Here is a 25,037-nt window from a genome sequence, read left to right on the forward strand (position 1 = left end):
GTAGGAGTCTGGGCCGTGTCTCAGTCCCAGTGTGGCCGATCACCCTCTCAGGTCGGCTACGCATCGTCGCCTTGGTGAGCCGTTACCTCACCAACTAGCTAATGCGCCGCGGGCCCATCTGTAAGTGTCAGCCGAAACCGACTTTCAGCTTTTCCTCATGAGAGGAAAAGGATTATCCGGTATTAGCACCGGTTTCCCGGTGTTATCCCAGTCTTACAGGCAGGTTGCCCACGTGTTACTCACCCGTCCGCCGCTAGACTCCGAAGAGTCTCGCTCGACTTGCATGTATTAGGCACGCCGCCAGCGTTCGTCCTGAGCCAGGATCAAACTCTCCAAGAAAGTTGATTAGCTCATTTGTTACGTTGGCTTAGTTTCATTGCTGAAACTAAAATTTATTGTTTGTTTGCACGATTTTGTTTGTTTAGTTTTCAAAGAACAATTTCTAATAAGCGAACAAATCACTTAAATTTCAATCGACCGCTCGAAAGCGACTTCACTAATTTATCACATCTTACATCGTGGTGTCAACAACTTTTTTATTTCTTTTTTCACTTGTTGACCCGCTCGATGAGGACGAAATTTAATATAACATGATAAATAAATGTTTGCAATATAATTTTTGATTTTTTTCGAAACTGATTTCTAACTAAGTAAGGCAAACAACATTTATATGCTTCTTCCATTAGATACTCGTTTATGTGTAGAATTAAGGAAAGGTATTCTATATTTATTTTGTAATCAGTATTTTTTCAAAAATCAAAATTTCAGTCAACGACTGTATAAATGGACGTGATTTAAAATGAGTAGTGTCGATATGCAAATTTTAATTAAACTTGGTGTTTCTGCAGTGTTTGGTCTTATTATTGGTCTTGAACGTGAATTAAAAAGGAAACCGGTAGGCCTCAAAACAAGCCTAGTTATTTCTGTTGTAAGTTGTCTGTTAACGATTGTATCCATTGAATCAGCGTACATGTTTCCTGATTCAGATGATGTCAAAATAACTATGGATCCGCTTCGCTTAGCAGCACAAATAGTTTCAGGGATCGGTTTCTTAGGTGCAGGTGTAATCTTAAGACGTGGAAATGATAGTATATCTGGTTTAACAACGGCAGCAATGATCTGGGGTGCAGCAGGAATTGGAATTGCAGTCGGAGCTGGTTTTTTCATAGAAGCATTTGCTGGGGTAGCATTACTTATACTTAGTGTTGAATTTGTTCCATTTTTAATGAAAATCATTGGGCCGAAACAATTAAGGGAAAAAGAAATTATGCTGCAACTATTTATTAGGGATCAATGTCAAATTGAAAAAGCTATTTCCTTCCTAATCGAAAAAAATTATATCGTTCGCAGGCTCAAGATTAAGGATTTAGATAATGGCGACCATCTCGTTCAAATATTAGTTGCCGTTGACTATCGTGAAAAAACAACTGATGTGTATGCCTCTGTTTCTAATTTAGAAGGTATTCAAAAAGTAGAAATTGAAAGTATAGGTTAAAAAATTTATCCTTACTTAAATTTTCTCTTGCAAGATTATAATAATACAGATATAATTTTTCTTGTACCAAATATCCGGGGGATTAGCTCAGCTGGGAGAGCGCTTGCATGGCATGCAAGAGGTCAGGGGTTCGAGCCCCCTATTCTCCATTATTCGAAAACCTTTGCGCTGCAGAGGTTTTCTTTTTTTCAAAGGTCAATCTAATATAACCTCATCACCACAGTAAAAATGCCCACTAGTGGGTATTTTTACCTTTTTTTAATTTCCTATTGCATATTACCTTATCACTATAATAAAATCATAAATGTAATTTAAAAATTTAGAAAAATCTGTATTTAAGGAGGGAGAATTCTCTAATTAAGTTATTCAACATGCTTCAATCTATCGTTTCCTCAGACACCGACAATCAGCATTGTCTTTATTTACCTCAATTTGAACAATAGGTTTTATTTGAGAGGAGGACCTTCCATGGAGGCCAAAAAAACTAAGACTTTTTCTGAAAACGATTACACCTCAATTGTCCAGTCTTCATCATTTCAAACATTACTCTCCGAAAAGAAAAAGTTCATCATCCCTGTCACCATATTCTTTTTTTGTTTTTACTTTGCTTTACCTGTACTAACTTCTTATTCTACTGTGTTAAATCACAAGTTTATCGGCAGTATTACTTGGGCATGGGTTTTTGCTTTCTTACAATTTGTCATGACTTGGGCTTTATGTATGATTTATTCGAAAAAAGCAGCAAGATTCGACGAATTGGCGAATGAAGTCATTCAGGAAAAGGGGGCTAACTAATGAATACTGCTGCTTTTACAATGTTTCTTTGTATCGTTTTTGTAACATTAGTAATTACATACTACGCTTCAAAACGAACAAAGAATGCTAGTGAGTTCTATACCGCTGGCGGTGGTTTAACTGGCTGGCAAAATGGACTTGCCATTGCTGGGGATTATATGTCTGCTGCTTCGTTCCTTGGAATTGCAGGTGCAGTTGCCTTAACAGGCTTTGATGGTTTCTTTTATAGTATTGGTTTTCTCGTAGCCTATCTGGTTGTACTTTATTTAGTTGCTGAACCACTAAGAAACCTAGGAAAATATACATTTGCTGATATGATTGCTGCTCGTTTTGATGCTAAAAAGGTCCGTGGCTTCGCTGCCATGAACACGGTTACGATTTCTATTTTTTATATGATTGCACAGCTTGTTGGTGCAGGTGCACTTATTAAATTATTATTAGGCTTAGAATATACCACATCCGTATTAATCGTTGGAGTCCTTATGACCGTATACGTTATTTTTGGAGGTATGCATGCAACAAGTTGGGTACAAATTATAAAAGCTGTTCTATTAATGGGTGGTACCTTAGTTATTTCAATTATTGTTTTTGCCAAATTTAACTGGAGTATTACCGATATGTTTGCGCAAATGAAAACTGCCACGCCATTAAAGGAAACCTTCTTAAATCCAGGTGTAAAATACAAAATTGGCCTTGATACTATATCGTTAAATATGGGATTGGTTCTTGGAACAGCTGGTCTTCCACATATTCTTGTTCGTTTCTTTACGGTAAAGGATGCCAAAACTGCTCGTTCTTCGGTAGTTTATGCCACATGGATCATTGGGATTTTTTACGTTATGACCATTTTCCTTGGCTTCGGCGCCGCAGCCTTTGTTGGTAACAGTGCAATTGTATCTGCCAATCCCGCAGGAAATATGGCAGCCCCACTTTTAGCACAAGCACTTGGCGGGAATATGCTATTTGCTTTCATTTCAGCCGTTGCTTTTGCGACAATATTAGCTGTTGTGGCTGGCCTAGTATTGACAGCCGCCTCTGCATTTGCTCATGATTTCTATAACGTCATCCTGAAAAAAGGAAAAGCAACAGAGAAGCAGCAAGTTGGTATGGCCCGCTGGGCAGCGGTTGGCGTTTCAGTTATTTCTATTATTCTAGCTCTAGGGGCACAAACCCTAAATGTTGCCTTCCTAGTTTCACTCGCGTTCGCAGTCGCAGCCAGCGCCAATCTTCCGGTAATTCTCTATACTATTTACTGGAAACGCTTCAATACAACTGGTGCCATTTGGGCGATGGTAGTTGGCCTTATTTCAGCCATCGGTTTGGTGATTGTCAGCCCGAATGTGTTCAGCCCTGAAGTTGGAAAAGCCATTTTTGTTGGCGAACCATGGTTCCCATATACAACTCCTGGAATTGTTTCGATTCCACTAGGATTTATTGCAGGTTACCTTGGAACGATCTTCTCCAGTCAAAAAGCAGATGTGAAAAGGTATGAAGAAGTTTTGGTTAAGTCTAATACTGGCATTAACATTGGTGGTTAAATTACAAAAACGCTAGTGCGCTGGAGCTAGACAGTAATCTTATTTGAAAAACCTATCATATATAAAAAGAAATGGGACTGAATTGCGTCAGTCCCATTTTCATTATCCTTATTGAACTTTTCCTAAGAAATTTATTTTTGTCCTTTTCTTCCAGATCCACTGTTAGAACTGTTACTTCTAGACTTAATGGTATTGGACCTCTTATTAGAGCCCCCACTTCGACCAGTTTTATTCTCTCTTCTTCCTGATTCGTTTCGATTTCGTGGTGTACTTGGTTTTGCTTTTCTAATTCCATGTTTCACTTTTTGAGTACTGTGCTCTTTATTATCGTTTATTTTGCTCTCATTGCCCTCTTTGTTATTTCCCATATTTTGTTTTGGAATCGTGATATTTAGCTCAGCTTCAATTGTTTCAAGCATAGGTCGATCTATCGAAGTATAAAAGGTAATTGCCAGACCAGTCATCCCCGCTCTTCCTGTTCTGCCAATGCGATGGACATAGCTTTCCGTATCTTGAGGGATATCATAATTAAACACATGGGTGACCCCCTCAACATCAAGTCCTCTTGCCGCCACATCTGTCGCAACGAGCAATTGTACCTCTGCATCCCTAAACCGTTTCATTACCCGTTCTCTCTTCGCCTGTGACAAATCCCCATGTAATTCATCGCAAGAAAATCCATTTGCCTTCAGGACATCAAACAGTTTACTTACACGGCGTTTTGTCCGGCAGAAAATAACCGCTAAAAACGGACGATACGTTTCTACTAGTTGAATAAGCGTGCCTTGTTTCCCACGATCAGTCGTATGAATCGCTATTTGTTTCACCGTTTCAGCAGGTCCTTGGGTTTTTTCTATTTGAATGTATTCTGGATCTCTCATATGCTTTTTTGCTAATTTACGAATTTCAGCCGGCATGGTTGCTGAAAAAAGCATGGTTTGCCTGCTTACTGGTGTTTCTCTTATAATATCTTCCACTTCATTGAGAAACCCAATATGGAGCATTTGGTCTGCTTCATCTAAAACAAGGTAATCTATTTCTGATAAACGAATGGTTTCCCTTCTAATATGATCCAAGAGTCGCCCGGGTGTTCCTACGACTATCTGCATTCCCCTCTTTAACTTTTTTAATTGTTTATCAACATCCTGACCTCCATATACGGCTAGAACATCGATACCTGTTAGATTGGAAATTAGTTTTTCAATTTCCTCTGTTATTTGCAGGGCTAATTCTCTCGTTGGCGTTACGATCAATGCCTGGACATGCTCCGCTTCACGTTTAATTTTTTCTAATATTGGCAGGATGAATGCAAACGTTTTTCCCGTTCCTGTTTGCGCCTGTGCTATGATATCGATACCATTGATCACAAATGGAATGGCTTGTTGTTGAATCGGTGTTGGTTTAGCAATACCGTGACCACGTAATGTTTCCACGAGTGGTTCTGAAATACCTAATGATAAAAAATCTGACAAAAATACCCCTACTTTCTATTTATCCAATCAATTTATTTTGATTGTTTATCAATACAATTGCAAATATACTTTTCAGTTGTTTATCCAAAAAATTAATAAATTATGAGACAATGATTGCCTTTTTCGTTTAAAACAACTATAATCTCAATAAAACCAACTTATTTCATCGGAATAGTAAAAATTAAAAATTAGGTGGGGATTAAATGAACCAACAAAGTTTTGTTATCATTCATGGATTAGGCGGTAGTGGAACTGATCATTGGCAAACTTGGCTGGCAAATGAATTAACTAGAAAGAATTTTCATGTACAATATCCAACTTTTACAAACTTCGACTCGCCTAATAAGAGCGTTTGGCTGGAGGAATTGACTACTAATCTGCGGATGGTCCCAGAGGAAAATAATTTAACAGTCATTACACACAGTCTAGGCTGCTTATTATGGCTTCATTATGCTTCTACTCAAAATAAACCAATTGCCAACCGGGTGATTTTAGTCGCACCGCCTTCTCCAAACCACATTCTCACTGAAGCAAAATCATTCTACCCTGTACCTTTGGATAGAAACAACCTAAAGAATGCAGCTGAAAATACATTATTTATCCATTCAACTAATGATCCGTATTGCAGCTGGGCAGATGTAAAAAGCTATTCAAATCTTAGCTTTCCTTCCATCACCATCCCTAATGCAGGTCACATAAATACACAGTCAGGACACGGAAAATGGCCATGGATATTAGATTTATGCCTGGCGGAGGAAAAGCATTCTCTAATTGTATAAGGTAAAAGAAGGAGTGATGAAATCTGCACTCCTTCTTTTTATTTGATTGCTAAAATTACTTCATGCACAGGAGATGATATAATGATTTCAATATTTTATCTATTTTACCAATGTGAATTATCGATTTTATATATTAGGGGATGATTAGGATAGATTTACATCAGTTGTATGTTTTTACAAAGGTGGTCGAACACAAAAGCTTTTCTAAGGCAGCAGATGAAATATTTTTAAGCCAATCAACGGTTAGTTCTCACATTCAGGCATTAGAGAAAATGCTTAATATAAAGCTTTTTGATCGAGTGGGAAGAGAGAGTATTCTTACGCCGAAGGGGGAACGTTTGTATCAATGGGCCCTTAAACTCTTATTAATTAAAGACCAAGCATTGCTCGATTTAAAAGAGGGAATGACAGATCTGAAGGGGAAGATTCGGATTGCCGCCAGCTCTGTCCCAGGGCAATTTATGATTCCAGGCATGGTTAAACAATTTAGGGAACAATATTCTGAAGTAATATTCCATATCAACCAATCCTCATCAAAAATTGTTGCTGAAAAAGTGTTAAACGGCTCTGTGGATATCGGTATATTAGGTGAAAAATATGATAATGAAAAACTTCGCTTTATCCCACTTTTAAAAGAAAGATTAGTCCTAATTACATCGAACCAAAACGAAATGGTTGGTCCAGTAAATATTCGCGATATTTTAAACTATCCGTTTGTGATGCGTAATTCAGGCTCAGGAACAAATGCCCTTTTGGAACGGGTTCTTAAAAAAAATAACATTCACAAGGAGCAATTAAATATCATTGCCTATACGGAAAGCGGACAAAGCTTGATGCAGTTTGTCATCCAAGACATTGGTATTTCGATAATTTCCGAAATCGCGGCAAAAGTATATTCTTCCAACAACATGCTTAAGATGCATGCAATAAATGGATTTGACGAAGAAAGATACTTTTATTTAGTCTATAACATTAATAAAACACAATCCCTATTATCAAAATTATTTATTGATAGTGCCGTGCATTTAGTCGACGGCAATTTGCACAAACTGGGCTGAGACTGTTCGGTCTGGAGCCCAGTTTGTTTGTTCTATTCCTCGTAAATCATTTTTTTCGTCATTCCCCCATCCACCACTAAATTAATCCCTGTGACAAAATTATTTTCACGATGGGTTAGATACAAACATGCTCGAGCAATATCACTTGGTTCACCAACACGTTTTGAGAAATGCTGTTCATGGTCGAGTTTTGTTAATTGTGATTTATCACCATTATGTATCCACCCAGGCGATATAGCATTGACGGTAATTCGATATTCACTTAAAGATGCAGCCAAAGCATGGGTAATCGCAACAATTCCTCCTTTTGAAGCAGCGTAAGCTTCCGAGTTAGGCTCTGACATAATGGCCCGTGTTGAGGCAATATTGACAATTGATCCTCCAGATTCATTCTCCCGCATATATTTAGCCACTTCTCGCGAACAGAGGAAGGCACTTCTTAGGTTTGTATGAATCACATCATCCCATTCTTCAATTGTTAATTCTAGGGGAGACTTAAATACCCCTTTGCCTGTATTATTAATTAAAACATCAATTTTTCCATACTTTTGTTTTGTTACTTCTACAAGCCGAATTACGTCTTTTTCTCTTCTAACATCTGTCTTTACAAATAAAACGTCCCCTCCGCAATTTCGCATCTCTTCCGTCGTTAAATTCCCTATTTCTTCGTCAACATCTGCCAGGATGACTTTAGCACCAGCGGTGGCATATGCACTAGCAATACCTTTTCCAATCCCATTGGCAGCACCTGTTACAATGACCACTTTATTTATAAAATCCATTAGTCTCCCACCTTTTCTTCTTTTATTTGTATTTAAACATATTATACGTGCCAAACTAAGTTAAAACATGCGTGGAGATTTTTTCTATGCAAAAGAATTATTGACGAAAAAACTATTGTAATAAAACAAATTAGAGGAGGATTCCAATGCCTGAAAAGTGTTTTTATTGTACCAATGATGTTGATGAAAGACAGATGCACCATGTATCCTTTATCTCTTCAAACAAAGAAAGAGATGAAACATTGTGTGATGAATGTTATCAAGAATGGCTCGAAGGTCTGAAAGGTTAAAGGTCTTTGGAGTCGATTCTTATCAAAACAGTTATGACTCATCCTGTAATATCCTATGGGTCACAGCTTAACCTGAGGTGTTGTGTCATTGTCAATCAAAAAAAAGATGCCACTGATTTTTTGCTTGCTAGTATTTTTAATTTTAGTAACGAATAATACGATTCATTTTCTTCGTTCAAAAAATCAGCTGCTTTCAAATAACGAAAGAGAAATTGATATGATCACTAAAGAAGTGTCGTTCCAAGTTGAAAATATTAGAGAGGGTTCATTGTATGTTGAAGATATTCTTGGCAAAGACTTACGAACGGCTTCGTTGGCGATTAAGCACGCACTGCCGCCAAACTATAAGGATATTACAAATGAACAGTTAAAAAAACTGGCCCAAGAAGTAAGAGTGTCACATATAACCCTGCTAGCACAAACAGAAAATGATATTATTGGAGTAAAATCCTCTGACCCAAAAGAAATTAATATGTCCACAAAGGGTTGGGGTTATTGGTATGATGCCTTCCAGCAGCTATTTAATCTAACTCCTGTTTCTGTTGGAAAAGGTTTAATCCTTCCCCATTTTTGGTCTGGTCCGATAGAGGTTGCTTCCTCCAATCCAGATCATACCGATAAATGGGGCTATTTTTTTGATGGGACAACGAACTATATTATTAATCCATACTTTCGTGACAATGCAGTATTAGATTATGAAAGACGATTTGGTCCAGGAAAGGTAATTAAAGGTTTTACAAAAGAACGCGGGGTTTTAGAAATCACTGTTTTCAATCCCAAAAACTTTGGTAAAAAGAAAGAAATTGTTCATTTAAACGGGAATAGTTATATTCGGATATCCGCCCAACAAGTATGGTATGGCTCATATAAGTACCGTAACGAAAAAGTTGATGCCTCCTATATTAAACGGGCGATAAATTCAAAACGAGTACTATCCTACAAGGATGATATTCAGGGCAGAAATTTGATGAAAACCTTCGTTCCTGTTTATTCCACACCAGAACCATTTGTCATAGGACTTGCTTATGATTATGGACTCATTAGGAAAGAACTCACACATGAACTAATGGTCCATGTTCTGCTCTCCTTTATCGTTATGATGATTGTCTTTATTATCAGTTTGATTTTCTCCCACTCCATTACTCAGCCAATTGGGTATATTGTTGAACAGGTTAATGATATTGCACAGGGTAACTTTGGAAATATAATGCATCTAAACAGAAAAGATGAATTAGGTTTGCTCACAGAAAATGTGAATGCCTTATCGAAAGACCTGCAGAATTACGTAAATGATTTAAACAAAAGTAAAGAGCTCATTGAATATCAGGCATATCACGACCCATTAACTGGCTTGCTTAACCGGAGATATTTGCAAGAAAAGTTACAATCATTTTTCCAACAGGCAAATCAAACTAGTGAAACCGTATCAGTTTTATTCATCGATATGGACCGTTTTAAACATGTGAATGACTCTTTTGGACATAACAAAGGGGATGAAATACTGAAAATCATTGCTGAACGGATTAACGCAAGTTTATCCAGTAATAATGCGATTATTACCCGGCAAGGCGGCGATGAATTTATTATTTTGTTATTAAGTCATAGTCTTAAGGAAACAAAGTCCGCAGCAGTAAAAATCGTCAATAATCTAAAAAAGGGATATCTTTTAGATGGAAACGAGATTTATCTCAGTGCCAGCTGCGGTATTAGTTTGTTCCCGGAACATACGGACAATATGGACACACTGATCGTTTATGCAGACCTTGCGATGTACTCAGCTAAAAAGCTGGGGGGAAACAAAGCCATCGTTTATTCGGAAAAATTAATTCAATCGAATATCGAAAGACCAAAACTAGAAGCACGGTTACGGAGGGCAATCGAAAGTGGAAGTGTGGAAGTTTACTATCAACCGAAGGTTAATGTTGAATTAGGGGTAATTTTTGGAGCGGAAGCCCTCATAAGATGGAAAGATGAAGAATTAGGTTACGTCTCTCCTGATTTGTTTATACCGATTGCTGAAGATACTGGATTAATCCATCCCTTATGGGAATATGTCATGAAGGAGGCGTGTCAACAGGTTAGTAAGTGGAACGAAACACGTTCGCTCCCCCTATCTGTTTCAGTAAATTTTTCAGCTCGGCAATTTCAAGAACCTTGCAATATGGTAAATCAGGTCAAAGAAATTCTAGCTGCAAGTCAATTAGAGCCAAGCAATTTTGAAATAGAAATTACGGAAAGTATCCTTTTAAATAATTCCTCTGAAATTGTCGAATCATTAAAAAGCCTTCAGAAAATGGGGATTAGGATTTCCATTGATGATTTTGGAACAGGTTATTCTTCCTTAAACTATTTAAAGAATTTACCGATTAATATCTTAAAAATTGATAAATCATTCATACAAGATATCCATGAAGATTACGCTAATTCAGAGATACCTGAAGCGATTATTAATCTTGCACGCAGTCTCCATCTTCATGTAATCGCTGAAGGGGTAGAAAAAGAGTATCAAAAAGAATTCCTATTATCGAAAGATTGCATATATATGCAGGGTTACTTATTCAGTAAGCCTTTAAATAAGCAAGAATTTGAGCATTTTCTTCAAAAAAATTCAAAATAAAAGTGGAGAGATTATTTCACAAATCTCTCCACTGAGCTAACACTGCTTCCACTAAAATCAATCGTCAGGATTTTTGTAGACATCCTTGAAAACTCACTTTTCAAGCCACGTTCGACAACCTTCCCTTTCCCTTTCTCCGTAAAACATAGAACAGTTGGTCCTGCACCACTTAACGCGACACCGAACGCACCAAGTTCTTTAGCCATTTCTTCTATTTCCTGATAAGCGCGAATAAGTGGTTTACGGTATGGATGATGAAAAAGGTCTTGGCTCATCATTTTCCCTGCTAATCCCCAGTTTTGAGTTAAGAGAGCTGCAACCAACAGATTAGCCGTTGAAGAGGCTTGGATTGCACATTCACGAGATAATTCTGCAGGGAGTACCCCGCGGGAATCCTTTGTTAAGAGAATTTCATCTGGAATGACAGCCACCATCTCAAAAGAAATGTTAGAGATGCTGAGCATGTCTACTTCGTTATCCTGATAAGAGCCAATGAATAATCCGCCGAACAGGGATGCACCCACGTTGTCAGGATGTCCTTCCACTTCTGTCGCGATAAGCAATTTTTCTTGCTGAGTTAAACCGATATTTCCTACTGAATCAGCAAGTTCAATCCCTGCAATTATGGCTGCGGCACTTGAACCCAAACCACGAGCCAAAGGAATATCACTGGCCACTTGGATTTGACATGGCTGTAAATTGACTCCGTATTTACTAGCAGTTTTAATGGCAATTTGCAGGATAAAATTGGTCTCATCCGTTGGGAAGCCCTTCAATTCATCACTAACTGATTGAATGTTCCACTTGTCACTTTTCTCGACTTCTAATGTTAAATACAAATCGACTGCAAGGCCCATTGAATCGAAACCTGGACCTAGATTAGCTGTACTAGCTGGTACTTTAATAATAAAACGATCATTTAGGGTCACCCATGGACAACTCCTCGACTATGTTGTGTGACTGCTTTTATGCTAATTCTGTCCCTCTTACAACGTTTTTCTCACCACTCGATAAGCACTTTTAATTTCCTTAACCGCATGGAGATCATTCAATTCTACTAATATTTTATCATAATTGGATAATGATGCTTTGTGAGTGACAAGCACAATTTCTGATGTTTCATTTTTCTTAACAGGAAGCTGTAAGATTTTTTCAAAACTAACGCCATATTTTGCAAAAATGGTGGTGATGTCAGCGAAAACACCCACTTCATCTTGCACATGGATTCTTAAAAAGTATTTAGAGTATTTTTCATCATTATCTTTCAATTGCTTTGGATATTGTGGAGTCACCGCACTTCTTCCATTTACCCCTAGTCTCAGGTTTTTTATTACCGCAACTAAGTCTGAAACAATGGCCGTTGCTGTTGGCAAACTTCCGGCACCAGGGCCATAAAACATAGTCTCACCTACCGCCTCACCATAGACATAAACGGCATTATACTCATTTTGAACAGATGCCAGCGGATGATTATTGGAAAGGAAAGTTGGTGCGACACTAACCTCAACCTTCTCCCCTTCACGATGAGCATAACCTATTAGTTTCATGGTATATCCCAATTGTTTCCCATAGCTCAAATCTTCATCGGTAACTTTGGAAATCCCTGAAACTTGGACATCTTCTAAATCAATATGCATAGAAAAGCCCAATGTAGCTAGGATCGTCATTTTACGAGCAGCGTCTAGTCCTTCTACATCTGAGGTCGGATCAGCTTCAGCAAAACCAAGCTCTTGTGCCTCTTTAAGGACCTCTTCATAGGTACGGCCTTCTTCACTCATTTTAGTTAGTATATAATTGGTTGTTCCATTTACAATTCCCATAAGTTGTTTAATTCGGTCAGAGGCAAGTCCATCAACTAATCCTCTTAGAATTGGAATTCCCCCTGCCACACTTGCTTCATAAAACAAATCACAGCCGTATTCAGAAGCAACTGTTAACAGTTCAGAGCCGTGTAAAGCCATTAAATCCTTATTAGCAGTGACAACATGCTTGCCTTGTCTTAGTGCAGTAATTAAATAATCTTTGGTATCCTGAAGCCCGCCCATTACCTCGATCACAACATCTATTTCATCATCAAAAAGGATTTCATCTGCATTTGAGGTTAATAGCTTAGTATCTACTTCTACGGGTCTGTTTTTATGTATATCCTTAACAAGGACCTTTTTAATAACAACCGGGCACCCCACTTGGTGGATCAATTTATCTTGATTTTTTTTGATAATTTTCACTACACCACAACCAACAGTACCTAAACCTAATAACCCAATCGTGATTGCCTTCATGTGTTTTCCCCTCCTACAAATGTCCTTGTGTGGCGCACATTTGTTTTTGTATTGTAGACATTATATTATTCTCTGAATTTTTTTACAATAGATTTGTTTCTAGCTTTCCATTGTGTAAACGCTTACCACCGCGTCATAAAAGGATAACATTTTTTGAACAAAATTTTTCGTCATAAATTTTATTAATTTTTTCTTCTTTCCCTTTACAATCCTTAAGGTTTGGTTGTAGAATAATCCCTATATTTAGTTTATTTTTGAATATTCAATCAATTATATTATTCTATACATGACAAGTGATGACGAAGACGACATTAAGAATATGGTCCAGCATACGAGGGTGGTACCACACGTCGATACACGTCCCTCATAACAAGACAAATCCGTCTGTTATGAGGGGCGTTTTTTAATTAAAGAATTAAAGGAGGATTACGAGTCATGTATAAGGTACTTGTAACCGATGGAATTAGCAGCACAGGATTGAAAAGCTTAACTGAACACCCTAATTTTACCGTAGATCGCCAGCCAACACTACCGACAGAGGAGTTAAAAAATATCATTGGAGCATACGATGCTCTGATTGTCCGGAGTCAAACAAAGGTAAGTGAAGAACTGCTCAAAGCAGCGGGCCGTCTCCGTGTAATCGCTAGAGCAGGTGTTGGTGTCGATAATATTGATGTGAATGCGGCAACTAAAAAAGGGATTATCGTCATCAATGCCCCCGGTGCCAATACCATTGCAGCAACGGAGCATACCTTAGCAATGATGCTATCCTTGGCACGGAAAATTCCTCACGCCCACCAAAAGACAGTATCGGGACAATGGGACCGTAACTCTTTTAAGGGTGTGGAATTGTACAAAAAAACTCTTGGCGTTATCGGCATGGGCAAAATTGGAACAGAAGTGGCGAAACGGGCAAAAAGCTTTGGGATGAACATTTTAGGATTTGATCCTTACCTATCCGAAGAACGAGCAAAAAAGCTGGGAATAGCGAAAGCGAGCCTCGATGTAATTGCACAAGAATCAGATTTTATTACCATTCATACACCTCTTACTAATAACACAAGAGGCCTGATTAATGATGCCTATTTACGGAAAACAAAAAAAGGTGTCCGGTTTGTCAATTGTGCCCGTGGTGGTGTGATCGACGAAAAGGCACTGGTTAGAGCCATTCAGTCCGGCCATGTTGCAGGTGCAGCTCTTGACGTGTTTGAAAAAGAGCCTGCTTCCGACCTAGAATTATTGCAGAATCCAAATATTATTGTAACACCACATCTTGGAGCTTCTACCGTTGAAGCACAGGAAAAAGTGGCTCAAGAGGTAAGCGCGGAAATCATTGAGATTTTTGAATCTCAATTGATTCAAAACGCTGTGAACATGCCGCAAATGTCAGGCGAAACCCAAGCGAAACTACAGCCGTACCTCCTTCTGGGGGACCAAATGGGGCAACTTGTCATTCAATTATTAAATAAACAGGCTCCTGCTAAAATAGAAATCAATTATTATGGCGATTTAATTGATGAAGATACAGAATTGTTGACACGTACCATGTTGAAGGGTGTCTTATCCTATCATTTAAGCGATTCTGTTAATCTAATTAATGCTTTGCACTTACTAAAAGAGCAAGGAGTTTCGTATAATGTCGTTAAAAATGCAACAAATAAAGGATTTGCTAATTATATGGAACTAAGTGTCTCCAATGATAATGAAACAGCCAAAATTGGGGCAACCGTCTTAAACGGGTATGGAGCGAGAATTCTAAAAATCAACCAATACCGAATTGACGTAAAACCGGAAAAATTCCTATTATATATCAAACATCGAGATGTTCCAGGAATGATTGGCAAGGTTGGTTCACTCTTAGGAGAGCATCAAATCAATATTGGGACGATGCAGGTGGGGCGTACAGAAGTAGGCGGTGAGGCAATCATGGTATTAACTGTGGACAAAACATTAAATGCCAACGTCATTCATATCTTAAAATTAATTGATGGACTCGAAGAAGCACAAGTACTGGAGTTATCGAATGTGGATACATTTGAACCTGGGCGAGTGGAATTAGAGAAGATCGAAAATATATAGATAAGAATTGAGGGATTGCGACGGGGCAATCCCTTTTCTATATTTATCATATTATCCTTTTCAAATCGAGGACCGTATCAAGAATGTAGTCTGCTTTATGTTTTTCAAAGTCACCCCTGGCATCTTTTCCTGAAAGGCCGGTTAGAACAGCTGCAAACTGACAGCCAAGTTTTCTTGCCGCTAATAGATCGGCCAAGGAGTCCCCTACGACTAAAACCGTCTCAGCATTTTCAAGCGGTAGTCTTGTATTTAAACACGCTTGAATAGGTGTCTCCTTCCCAAGGAGTCCCATGATATATGTAAATGGATGGGGCTTCGATAGCGACATTCGTTCTGGCAGCTCTAATTCCGCCTTTAGCACATCATCAGCGGTTACGATTCGATTTTCATCAAATTGCTTCAACCAATCTAAATGTTGAAACGGCTGAATAGTTTCCAGTTCTGGTCTGCCTGTCCCGATACCAATCATGTATCCTGATGAATTCAGGAATTGGAATAACTCGTCAATTTCTTGTCTAGGGGCTAATGTTGTTTCATTGGCCAAGAAGCCCTTTTTCCCATGTTGAACGGATGGCCTTCCAGTCGAAGCGAAGACATGTTCATCCCCCACATACCACTCTTGGGAAACATGCTCACAAACGGACCAAAGTTCACCCTTGTTAAAAATAGAAGTTGCAACCCCCATTTTCTCTGAGGCTAATTCGTTCAAATAACTAAACAACTCCTGCTTCGTTGCCTCTGAGCGTGCAAACTCCTGCTCAAACAAACTGAAATCTAGTTTCACATGGTAGTTACTTAACACCTTTCCCATCTCAACTAGGGTTTCACGATCGATTGGTGCCTGACACCAGTTTTTAATTTTCTCCAATTCAGTATCTTTAATTTGCGAGAGCAGGTGGATCAGCTGGTGGCTGAATGATAGGTAGATCATGTCCCAGTTGGCGTTTAGGCCGCGTGATTTCATAAACTTTAGAACTTTATCGTTTTCAAATACTAATTCTCTTATTTCCTGAATTTCCTCATCATTATAGTCTGTTTTAAACTGCATCGGTTCGAGCCCCAAGTAATTAGGGCTGATCAGCATTTCCCAAACAGTTAAAGCAGAAGCATCAAAATAGTGTTCTTCGCTTAATAGTACCCCATCAACGTCAAATAAAATGGTTTTAATCAAAAATTCTCACCCTCATTTCCTCTTTGCTTTATTACGTTATCGTAACACAGTAGGACAACTTATTTGAAGTAAATTATTTAATAATACAATAATAGTAAAAGAACAAGCCGTGTACCAGTTTTCCAACTGTACGGCTTGTTCTTTTTAAATAAATTTACCCTTTTATTAAACTTTCTTCAAACGGCCAGGCTGGAAGCATCTTCCTTAGTGGTTTATCCTCACGATAGCCTAGGGCATATTCTCCCTGCATGATGGTATGGATTTCTCTTGTTCCTTCATAAATTACAGGTGCTTTGGCATTTCGTAAATAACGCTCCACTGGGAATTCATTGGAGAAGCCGTACGCCCCGTGAATTTGGACCGCATCGTTTGCAGCCTCAAAGGCGGCGTCACAGGAAACCCATTTGGCTAAAGACGTTTCTTGGGTATTCCGTTTGCCCTTATTTTTTAGCCAGCCAGCCTTAAAGACTAGCAAACGTGAAATCTCTAGATTAGCGGACATTTTTGCAATCATTTGCTGAACGAGCTGATGTTTGCCAATTTCTTTGCCAAAGGTCTTCCGCTCCTCACAATATTTGACGCTAGCTTCCAGCGAAGCCATAATCGTACCACAAGCACCTGCAGCTACTGTAAAGCGGCCATTGTCGAGGGCGGACATGGCAATCTTAAAGCCTTCTCCTTCATAGCCCAACAAATTCTCTGCTGGAACCCTTACATGATCTAAGAATATCTCCCCCGTATTTCCTGCCCGAATTCCCAATTTCCCTTTTATGGCTTTAGTGGAAAGCCCTGCAAATGACCGTTCTACAATAAAACAAGAAATCCCATGATGACCAGCTTTCGTGTCTGTTTTTGCAAAAATTAAAAAGTGGTCAGCCACATCACATAGAGAGATCCAAGTTTTTGAACCATTTAAAATATAGTAATCTCCATCTTTGACGGCTGTCGTTTCCATGGCCGCCACATCGGAGCCAGCATTCGGTTCTGTTAATCCAAAAGCACCTATTTTATTACCGGCTGCTTGTGGAAGAAGGTATTTTCGTTTCTGCTCCTCAGTCCCCCACTGTAATAATGTCATACTGTTCAAACCAGTATGTACTGATACCGCGGTTCGGAAGGCCGTGTCGCCTCGTTCTAGTTCCTCACAAACAATGGCGAGGGTATTATAGTCCATGCCCACTCCGCCATATTCCTCAGGAATACATACACCCATTAACTGTAATTCTGCTAATCTTTTTAAAATATTAATTTCAAAATGACCTTTTTCATCCCACTCCTTGATATAGGGCAGAATTTCTCGGTCTACAAATGATCGAACCACCTTTCTAACGCTTTTTTGCTCTTCAGATAAAGAAAAATTCATAATGAGTACCTCCCCTAGATAATATGATCTTGTTTCATTTTTACGATTTCATGCTTGGAATAACCCAGTTTAAACAGGATTTCATCTGTATGCTCACTGTGCAATGGCGGATGCCTATCGATTTTTATTGGGGATTTTGAAAACTTTAATGGTGAACCGACAAGTTTTAAGTTAGAAATCGTTGGATGCTTTATCTTCACAACCATTTCCCTTGCGATCGCTTGTTCAGAATCCAAAGCCTCCATCACATTGTTAATCGGTCCATTCGGGATCCCAGCTTCATCAAGTAACACTTTCCACTCTGCCCTTGATTTCGTTTTTAATTTTGCCGTGATGACTTTTTCCAGTTCATCCTTTTTTTGCAGGCGCCCTGAGTTTTTTTTATATTGGTCACTTAAAAGGATTTCATCTTCCAGCAGAATTGCTAGCTTCTGATATTGCCGGTCATTTCCAACAGCAAGGATAAATTCGCCATCGTTTGCAGCAAACACTTGGTATGGAACTATGTTTGGATGTGCATTACCGAGCCTTTCAGGGATCCTCCCAGAGCATAAAAAATTACTGGCAACATTCACTAACGCAGCCAACTGGGAATCAAATAATGAAATATCTATCTCTTGCCCCTCACCAGTCCTATTGCGATGCTGGATGGCTCCTAAAATACCGATACAGGTGAAAAGACCGGTGAGTACATCTGCTATGGCAACACCGACCTTTGCAGGCTGCCCATCCTTTACACCTGTAATACTCATCAAACCTGACATGGCTTGAATAATATAGTCATAACCTGGAAGATGGGAATAAGGGCCAGTAGCGCCAAAACCACTGATTGAGGCTAAAATAATTCCTTCATTCACCTTTTTCATTTCCTCATATCCGAACCCTAATCTGTCGAGGGTTCCCGGCTTAAAATTTTGGACAACCACATCAGCATCGCTCACAAGCTTTTTTAAGATTTCAAGGCCCTGAGGGGTTTTTAAGTTTAAAGTAATCCCCTGTTTATTACGATTAGCACATAAATAATAGGCGCTCTCTCCTTCTAAAAAGGGCGGTCCCCACCCCCGTGTTTCATCCCCCATTTCGATACTTTCTATTTTGATTACTTCTGCGCCCATATCGCCTAAGATCATCGTGCAATAAGGACCGGCTAGCACACGTGATAAATCGACAATTTTTAATCGGTGGAGCGGCCCAGGCATTTTTCTACCTCCTTTCTTTTAAATTGGTAGAGTGATTCTATTAAAAAGACTATTAATTTTCATAATAGAGAAATAAATATAAAATCAGCAAAAAGCATTCCTAAGTCCAAAAAAAGCCAGCGCTAACAATCAATATTCAGAAATACTTTGATTGTGCCACTGGCTTTTAGTCATGTCCGTATCTGGATGAAAAAAGGTCTACTAAATATCCAAACCTATCGATATATATTTTACTTCTAAAAACTCTTCAATGCCGTAGTGTCCACCTTCGCGTCCTAGACCACTCTCCTTAAAACCACCGAATGGGGCTTGAACGACTGAAGGCAGGGCATCATTTAGGCCAATAATACCGTACTCTAGTTGTTCCGTTATCCTAAAGGAACGGCTTAAATTCTCTGTATATACATAGGCAGCCAATCCGTAACAAGAATTGTTAGCCCGTTCAATAACTTCTTCTTCGGTACTAAAAGTGGAAATCGGAGCGAGTGGGCCAAATATTTCATCTTTCATACATTCCATCTCATCATTAATATTGGTCAAAATTGTGGGTGCATAGAAATATCCGTTATTTTCAGCTGGGGTAAGCCCGCTATAAATGACCTTTCCACCTTTCTCAACTGCGTCCTTAACCAGCCCATCTACTTTTTTATAAGCGGCATGATCAATTAATGGACCAATATCAGTTCCCGCTTCCAGTCCGTTGCCGACTTTAAGCTTTTCTAATTCTGCTTGAAAAAGCTTAGTAAATTCATCTGCAATCCCTTCCTGTACATAAACACGATTTGTACAAATGCAGGTTTGACCAGCATTTCGAAATTTTGATTGTACAAGTCCTTCAGCGGCCTTCGCTAAATTTGCATCATCCATTACAATAAATGGGGCATTCCCACCAAGCTCGAGGGAAACCTTTTTGACAGTATCAGCGGCCCCACGCATTAACGTCTTTCCAACCTCGGTTGACCCTGTAAAGGTAATCTTTGTTACGCGTGGATCCTTCAGCCACGCTTCGCCAATTTCTGACGACCTTCCAGTAATCACGTTCAGCACCCCTGCAGGAATGCCGGCTTCATGGGCTAGTTCCGCCATTTTTAATGCTGTAAGAGGCGTTTGGTTTGCAGGCTTCACAACAGCCGTACAACCTGCTGCTAATGCAGGTGCTACTTTTCTCGTAATCATGGCCGCCGGGAAGTTCCACGGTGTAATCGCTGCAATTACGCCAACCGGTTCTTTTCTAACTAGTATTCTTTTATTTGGATGGGCGGCTGGAATCGTTTCACCATATACTCGTTTCCCCTCTTCGGCATACCAGGAGATAAAACCATTTGCATACTGAACCTCACCGAGCGCTTCTTTAAGTGGTTTACCTTGTTCAATTGTCATGATCCTTGCAATTTCATGTTTGTTTTCCTCAATTAAGTAAAACCATTTCATCAAGAGTTGATAGCGCTCATCCGCTGTTTTTTTCGACCAGAGTTTAAATGCTTTATAGGCAGCATCCACTGCTTGTTCTGCTTCATAAGCACCACCTGTTGGAACAGCACCAATTACTTCTTTTGTAGCTGGATTATTTATTTCAGTTAAAACCTCATAATCATTGCCAACCCATTCCCCATTAATATACATGGGATAGATTTGATAATTTTTATTTACAATATCCATTTTTATTCCCCTCCAACCGATAAGGCAGGATCATTTGTATACACTGCTTCTACCGCCTCTTCCATAATTTGCAAACCTTCTTCGAGTTGATCATCTGTGATGGTAATTGGCATGAGAAGGCGAATCACATTGCTATAAATCCCAGCACTTAGTAACATCAGGCCGCGTTCTCCAGCAGCTTTTACAATTTTCCCCGTCGCCTCTTTATCTGGTGTTTTGGATTGTCGGTCCTTGACTATTTCCATCGCACACATCGCACCAAGACCGCGGACATCACCAATCCCCTCGAAACGCTCTGCTAGAAGATGCATTTTTTCTACGACGCGATTACCAATTTTTCTTGCCCGGTCATTTAGCTGTTCATTTTCAATAATATCTAATACTGTCAGTGCTGCCCTGCACCCGAGCGGGCTCCCAGCATAGGTTCCACCGATTTCACCAACCTCGGCAGTATTCATAATTTCCGCCCGGCCAATCACGCCGCTGATAGGGACACCTGCACCCATTGATTTCGAAATCGTAATTAAATCAGGTACCACTCCAAAATGGTCAATTGCAAAGTACTTTCCTGTCCGAGCGAACCCAGTTTGTATTTCATCGGCTATAAACAAGATACCATACTGTGTGCAGATTTCTCTGACCCGTTTAACAAAAGCGGTGTCAGGCACTATAAATCCGCCTTCTCCCTGCACAGGTTCCATCACGACGGCAGCAATCGTTTCAGGTGCAACTTCTGCCAGTAAAAATTGTTCAAATTGGTCGATCATCATAGCACTATATTGCTGTTCATCCATTCCTTCAGGGCGGTGGTAAGCATATGGGTATGGCGCCTTGTATACTTCTGGAGCGAATGGTCCAAAGCCGAACTTATACGGCTTCACTTTACTTGTCATTGTCATGGTCATTAACGTCCGGCCATGGAACCCCCTTGTGAACGAGACAATTCCTTGGCGCTTTGTATATTTCCTGGCAATCTTTACAGCGTTCTCAACCGCTTCGGCACCACTGTTAAAAAAAGCAGCCTGTTTGTCAAAGTCACCCGGTGCAAGCTGACAAAGCCGCTCGGCTAAAGCGATATACGATTCATACATCATTACATTAAAGCCAGTGTGGATAAATTGGCTTGCTTGTTCCTGAAGGGCTCTAACTACTCTAGGATGAGAGTGACCGACGTTTATCGTTCCAATAGCACCAGCAAAATCAATATAACAATTACCGTCCACATCTTCTACCAGAGCTCCTTGTGCCTTTTTAACAAAGGAATGGCAGTTATTGCTGATTCCTTTTGGGACATATTTATTTCTTCGCTCCAAAATTTCCTTCGATTTAGGACCGGGTATTTCTGTTTGGAGCTTGACGTATTTCTTTTCCACTTCTGTGCTCCCCCTTTTAAAAAAATTATTAAGCATCTAATTGTTCTAAGACGGTTTTGAAGGTGCTAACTACTTTATTAACCTCTTTATAGCTTATGGTCAATGCTGGTTCGATACGAATGGTTTTTGAATTAATTAATGTCCCAGCTACAAGGATTCCTCTATCAAACATTCCTTTTGAGACCTCGTATCCAATTTCATCTTGATGGAATTCGATGCCAATCATTAAGCCTTGACCACGAATCTCCTGAACCTTATCTTCATGTCCTTGTGCTGCCTTTTTCAATTCTTCAAGGAAATAGGCCCCCACTTCCGCTGCTCTCTCTGGTAACTTATCTTCAATTAATACTCCAATTGTGGCAATCGCTGCGGCACATGCTAACGGATTGCCGCCAAAGGTGGTTGTATGCATAAATGGATTATCAAACCAGCTCTTAAATACTTTTTCACTAGCTACAACAGCCCCAGCTGGCATCACGCCGCCGCCAAATGCTTTTGCTAGACAGATAATATCTGGAACTACTTCATACAGTTCTGCGGCGAACATTTTCCCCGTTCGGCCCATTCCTGTTTGAACTTCGTCAAATATAAGCAAGGATCCGTATTGATCACATAGTTCACGAACTTGCTTTAAGTAGTTTTCCGGTGGAAGAATAATTCCGCCTTCACCTTGAATCGGCTCTAAAAGAACAGCAGCTACATCTTCACCAACCGAGGCACAGACCTCAAAGGTTTTTCTCATCATATCAATATCGCCAAAAGGCACATGACGGAAGCCCGGGATTAATGGTAAGAAGGGTTTACGGAACATCCCTTTCGCGGTACCTGACAACGAGCCTAAACTTTTCCCATGGAACGCACGAGTCGTAGAGATAAACGTTGTCCGCTCGCTGTACATTTTGGCAAGTTTCAGGGATGCTTCAACACTTTCTGTTCCGCTGTTTGTAAAGAAAGCATATTTTAAATCCCCTGGGGTAATATCTGCTAAAATTTTTGCTAACATTGCACGAAGTGGATCTAGCAAATCCTGACTATGGAGCGCTTGACGTTTTAATTGGTCAGTTACTGCCTTAACCACCTTCGGATTACGATGACCTACATTATAGATGCCAAATCCGCCTAGGCAATCGATATATTCTTTGCCATTGACATCCTTAAAGCAGGATCCATTATCAGACCACTCCACTGCTGCAAATTGGCCGCCTTCCGTAACTGTTTTGCGGTATTCTAAGAATCCCGGATTTACGTGTTCACGGAAACCATCAACGGTTTCTTTGGTTATCCAAGCCGCTTCCTCACTATTAATTTCCTCTTTTTCTATTAAGTTTAAAACCTTATTAATATATTCACTAACCTTTTGATTTTGCTCACTTTTTAATTCATTTTTTATATCGATACTCATAATATTATTCCTCCTATTAAATGATTAATTAGAAAACCAGCCAATTGGTTCAACCTGTAAATTAATATTTATCTGTTTTATTTCTTGAAACTCTTCAAGTCCAAACGTTCCAAGACTGCGGCCAATTCCACTTTGCTTATAGCCGCCCCACGGAGCTTCGTTATAGGTAGGATGATAGGAATTTACCCAAGTAATCCCTGCACGCAGCTTTTTAATGACCCGTAGTGCCTTTGCACCATTATTAGAAAACACACCACCGGCTAAACCATAAACGGTGCCATTTGCTAGTTTAATAGCTTCTGCTTCGTCCGTGAATTTCTGAATAACTACAACAGGACCGAAGATTTCCTCTTGAACAATTCTCATCTCTTGGTTGATATTGACAAATACCGTCGGTTCAATAAAATAACCTTTTTCTAACCCGTTAGCGACAACCCGCTTTCCACCGCAAGCAACTATCGCACCTTCTTCCTTGCCAATTTCAATGTAGGAAAGGACTTTTTCTAAGTGCTCCTGACTGACAAGCGGACCCATTTCTGTTGCAGGATCATCACCAGGTCCTACTTGAATTTGTTTTGCCCTTTCAACAAAACGCTGGACAAATTGATCATAGATGCTTTCTTCAACAAGGATCCTGGAACCAGCGGAACATACTTGACCAGAACCTGCGTAGATTCCAAATAACGCATAATCCACTGCCGTTTCAAAGTCAGCATCAGCAAAAATGATATTCGGCGATTTACCGCCTAGCTCTAACGAAACTTTCTTCATCGTGTCAGCAGCTGTTTTCATAATATGCTTGCCCGTTTTTGTACCACCTGTAAACGAGATCATATCGACCTCAGGGTGGGAAGCGATTTCATTTCCAACCACCGCTCCAGCTCCCATTACCAGATTAGCAACCCCTTTTGGCAAACCAACTTCTTCAAATATCTCGAAGAGTTTTTTCGGTGTAACTGGTGTCACTTCCGATGGTTTAAAGACAATTGTATTTCCTGCGGCTAAGGCTGGGGCAATCTTCCACACACTCATTAACAGTGGATAGTTCCAAGGAACAATCAATCCGCATACCCCTACCGGTTCACGGACAACCATGGCCTGCATTGGATCAGCGACATGATAGGTCTGCCCATCAGGCTTTGTAATCAATCCTGCATAATAGCGAAAACAGGCGGCTGCATCACCGACATCAAAACCCGCCTCTCTCAATGGCTTCCCATTATCCATCGTTTCCAGATGGGTCAATTCATCGGCATATTCATCAATTTTGTCAGCAATTTTTAATAAATAGGAGGATCGTTCCTGTGCAGAAATCCCAGACCATACACCTTCTTCGAAGGCCCTGCGTGCTGCATAAATAGCTGCACGGGCGTCATCTCTTGTTCCTTCTGGGGCATATGATATAACCTCACCACTTGCAGGATTTAATACTGGGCGGGTTTCTTGATTTTCAGCATCTTTCCATTCACCATCAATGAACATCTTCAGGTTTACCACTCGTTTTTTTACCTCGACCATTTAAATTCCTCCTTTATTTACCCTCATTAACTATAGTTGCAAGAAGCGTGCCAACCTTTAAAACCTGCCAAAATAAATATCTCTCAAGAAATTTGATTGATTACTATTCAAATCTGCATAACCCTATGATTGATTGAATAGGTGAAAAATAGTACGCCTATATTT

Annotated in this window: 19 protein-coding genes, 1 tRNA gene and 1 rRNA gene; 9 read left to right on the plus strand and 12 right to left on the minus strand. The window is 39.7% G+C overall.

Features of this window, described 5'->3' with window-relative positions:
* Positions 1–339: ribosomal RNA gene (locus tag M3610_RS06765) — 16S ribosomal RNA — on the minus strand; the annotation flags it as partial.
* 460 nt (positions 340–799) lie between these two features.
* Between M3610_RS06765 and M3610_RS06770 the strand changes: the two genes are divergently transcribed.
* From M3610_RS06770 to M3610_RS06785, 4 genes are all read left to right on the plus strand, one after another.
* Positions 800–1,495 (plus strand): MgtC/SapB family protein, encoded by a 696-nt coding sequence (locus tag M3610_RS06770; protein ID WP_251457655.1) that lies wholly within the window; start codon positions 800–802, stop codon positions 1,493–1,495.
* Positions 1,496–1,571: 76 nt separating this feature from the next.
* Positions 1,572–1,644, plus strand: a tRNA-Ala gene (locus tag M3610_RS06775).
* 319 nt (positions 1,645–1,963) lie between these two features.
* A complete protein-coding gene (locus M3610_RS06780) occupies positions 1,964–2,290 on the plus strand; it encodes a DUF485 domain-containing protein (RefSeq protein ID WP_251457656.1) in 327 nt (108 codons plus the stop codon).
* On the plus strand, positions 2,290–3,828 hold the full coding sequence (locus M3610_RS06785) for a solute symporter family protein (RefSeq protein WP_098572911.1): 1,539 nt from the start codon (positions 2,290–2,292) through the stop codon (positions 3,826–3,828). Before M3610_RS06780 ends, M3610_RS06785 begins: the two co-directional genes overlap by 1 nt.
* Positions 3,829–3,959: 131 nt before the next feature.
* Here M3610_RS06785 and M3610_RS06790 read toward each other — a convergent pair whose 3' ends face one another.
* On the minus strand, positions 3,960–5,300 hold the full coding sequence (locus tag M3610_RS06790) for a DEAD/DEAH box helicase (RefSeq protein ID WP_251457657.1): 1,341 nt from the start codon (positions 5,298–5,300) through the stop codon (positions 3,960–3,962).
* A gap of 203 nt (positions 5,301–5,503) precedes the next feature.
* On the opposite strand from M3610_RS06790, the gene M3610_RS06795 reads away from it, so the two are divergent.
* Together M3610_RS06795 and M3610_RS06800 are read left to right on the plus strand one after the other, a co-directional pair.
* Positions 5,504–6,079 carry an RBBP9/YdeN family alpha/beta hydrolase gene (locus tag M3610_RS06795; RefSeq protein ID WP_251457658.1) on the plus strand — a complete coding sequence of 192 codons (576 nt, stop codon included), beginning with the start codon at positions 5,504–5,506 and terminating at the stop codon, positions 6,077–6,079.
* Positions 6,080–6,219: 140 nt separating this feature from the next.
* Complete coding sequence (locus M3610_RS06800; RefSeq protein WP_251457660.1) at positions 6,220–7,137, plus strand: selenium metabolism-associated LysR family transcriptional regulator; 918 nt, start codon at positions 6,220–6,222, stop codon at positions 7,135–7,137.
* A gap of 32 nt (positions 7,138–7,169) precedes the next feature.
* Here M3610_RS06800 and M3610_RS06805 read toward each other — a convergent pair whose 3' ends face one another.
* Positions 7,170–7,919, minus strand: a complete 750-nt coding sequence (locus M3610_RS06805) for a glucose 1-dehydrogenase (RefSeq protein ID WP_251457662.1) — start codon at positions 7,917–7,919, stop codon at positions 7,170–7,172.
* 146 nt (positions 7,920–8,065) lie between these two features.
* On the opposite strand from M3610_RS06805, the gene M3610_RS06810 reads away from it, so the two are divergent.
* Both M3610_RS06810 and M3610_RS06815 read left to right on the plus strand, forming a co-directional pair.
* The gene (locus M3610_RS06810) at positions 8,066–8,209 is read left to right on the plus strand and encodes a hypothetical protein (protein ID WP_180230054.1); all 144 of its coding nucleotides are present in this window, start codon (positions 8,066–8,068) and stop codon (positions 8,207–8,209) included.
* 88 nt (positions 8,210–8,297) lie between these two features.
* Positions 8,298–10,826 (plus strand): EAL domain-containing protein, encoded by a 2,529-nt coding sequence (locus tag M3610_RS06815; protein WP_251457664.1) that lies wholly within the window; start codon positions 8,298–8,300, stop codon positions 10,824–10,826.
* Between the two features lie 11 nt (positions 10,827–10,837).
* Here M3610_RS06815 and thrB read toward each other — a convergent pair whose 3' ends face one another.
* Positions 10,838–11,755 (minus strand): homoserine kinase, encoded by a 918-nt coding sequence (thrB, locus tag M3610_RS06820; protein WP_251457666.1) that lies wholly within the window; start codon positions 11,753–11,755, stop codon positions 10,838–10,840.
* A 57-nt stretch (positions 11,756–11,812) separates the two neighbouring features.
* Positions 11,813–13,108, minus strand: a complete 1,296-nt coding sequence (locus M3610_RS06825) for a homoserine dehydrogenase (protein WP_098572906.1) — start codon at positions 13,106–13,108, stop codon at positions 11,813–11,815.
* Between the two features lie 435 nt (positions 13,109–13,543).
* On the opposite strand from M3610_RS06825, the gene serA reads away from it, so the two are divergent.
* Positions 13,544–15,187, plus strand: a complete 1,644-nt coding sequence (serA, locus tag M3610_RS06830; RefSeq protein ID WP_251457668.1) for a phosphoglycerate dehydrogenase — start codon at positions 13,544–13,546, stop codon at positions 15,185–15,187.
* A 46-nt stretch (positions 15,188–15,233) separates the two neighbouring features.
* Here the strand turns inward: serA and M3610_RS06835 are convergent, their stop codons facing one another.
* From M3610_RS06835 to M3610_RS06865, 7 genes are all read right to left on the minus strand, one after another.
* Positions 15,234–16,358 carry an HAD family hydrolase gene (locus tag M3610_RS06835; RefSeq protein ID WP_251457670.1) on the minus strand — a complete coding sequence of 375 codons (1,125 nt, stop codon included), beginning with the start codon at positions 16,356–16,358 and terminating at the stop codon, positions 15,234–15,236.
* Between the two features lie 154 nt (positions 16,359–16,512).
* The gene (locus tag M3610_RS06840; RefSeq protein ID WP_098572903.1) at positions 16,513–17,721 is read right to left on the minus strand and encodes an acyl-CoA dehydrogenase family protein; all 1,209 of its coding nucleotides are present in this window, start codon (positions 17,719–17,721) and stop codon (positions 16,513–16,515) included.
* A gap of 14 nt (positions 17,722–17,735) precedes the next feature.
* Complete coding sequence (locus M3610_RS06845; RefSeq protein ID WP_251457671.1) at positions 17,736–18,920, minus strand: CaiB/BaiF CoA transferase family protein; 1,185 nt, start codon at positions 18,918–18,920, stop codon at positions 17,736–17,738.
* A 201-nt stretch (positions 18,921–19,121) separates the two neighbouring features.
* Positions 19,122–20,543 carry an NAD-dependent succinate-semialdehyde dehydrogenase gene (locus tag M3610_RS06850; protein ID WP_251458329.1) on the minus strand — a complete coding sequence of 474 codons (1,422 nt, stop codon included), beginning with the start codon at positions 20,541–20,543 and terminating at the stop codon, positions 19,122–19,124.
* A gap of 38 nt (positions 20,544–20,581) precedes the next feature.
* A complete protein-coding gene (gene gabT / locus M3610_RS06855; protein ID WP_098572900.1) occupies positions 20,582–21,952 on the minus strand; it encodes a 4-aminobutyrate--2-oxoglutarate transaminase in 1,371 nt (456 codons plus the stop codon).
* Between the two features lie 28 nt (positions 21,953–21,980).
* Positions 21,981–23,354 (minus strand): putrescine aminotransferase, encoded by a 1,374-nt coding sequence (locus tag M3610_RS06860; protein ID WP_251457672.1) that lies wholly within the window; start codon positions 23,352–23,354, stop codon positions 21,981–21,983.
* A 24-nt stretch (positions 23,355–23,378) separates the two neighbouring features.
* Positions 23,379–24,851, minus strand: a complete 1,473-nt coding sequence (locus M3610_RS06865; protein ID WP_251458333.1) for an aldehyde dehydrogenase family protein — start codon at positions 24,849–24,851, stop codon at positions 23,379–23,381.
* Positions 24,852–25,037: the final 186 nt, after the last annotated feature.

This window comes from Neobacillus sp. MER 74, from assembly GCF_023714155.1.

Coding starts and splice junctions, on each gene's coding strand:
- M3610_RS06770 (WP_251457655.1), top strand. CDS start 800: ATGAGTAGTGTCGATATGCAAATTTTAATTAAACTTGGTGTTTCTGCA.
- M3610_RS06780 (WP_251457656.1), top strand. CDS start 1,964: ATGGAGGCCAAAAAAACTAAGACTTTTTCTGAAAACGATTACACCTCA.
- M3610_RS06785 (WP_098572911.1), top strand. CDS start 2,290: ATGAATACTGCTGCTTTTACAATGTTTCTTTGTATCGTTTTTGTAACA.
- M3610_RS06795 (WP_251457658.1), top strand. CDS start 5,504: ATGAACCAACAAAGTTTTGTTATCATTCATGGATTAGGCGGTAGTGGA.
- M3610_RS06800 (WP_251457660.1), top strand. CDS start 6,220: ATGATTAGGATAGATTTACATCAGTTGTATGTTTTTACAAAGGTGGTC.
- M3610_RS06805 (WP_251457662.1), bottom strand. CDS start 7,919: ATGGATTTTATAAATAAAGTGGTCATTGTAACAGGTGCTGCCAATGGG.
- M3610_RS06810 (WP_180230054.1), top strand. CDS start 8,066: ATGCCTGAAAAGTGTTTTTATTGTACCAATGATGTTGATGAAAGACAG.
- M3610_RS06825 (WP_098572906.1), bottom strand. CDS start 13,108: ATGAAGGCAATCACGATTGGGTTATTAGGTTTAGGTACTGTTGGTTGT.
- serA (WP_251457668.1), top strand. CDS start 13,544: ATGTATAAGGTACTTGTAACCGATGGAATTAGCAGCACAGGATTGAAA.
- M3610_RS06840 (WP_098572903.1), bottom strand. CDS start 17,721: ATGAATTTTTCTTTATCTGAAGAGCAAAAAAGCGTTAGAAAGGTGGTT.
- M3610_RS06845 (WP_251457671.1), bottom strand. CDS start 18,920: ATGCCTGGGCCGCTCCACCGATTAAAAATTGTCGATTTATCACGTGTG.
- M3610_RS06850 (WP_251458329.1), bottom strand. CDS start 20,543: ATGTATATTAATGGGGAATGGGTTGGCAATGATTATGAGGTTTTAACT.
- M3610_RS06860 (WP_251457672.1), bottom strand. CDS start 23,354: ATGAGTATCGATATAAAAAATGAATTAAAAAGTGAGCAAAATCAAAAG.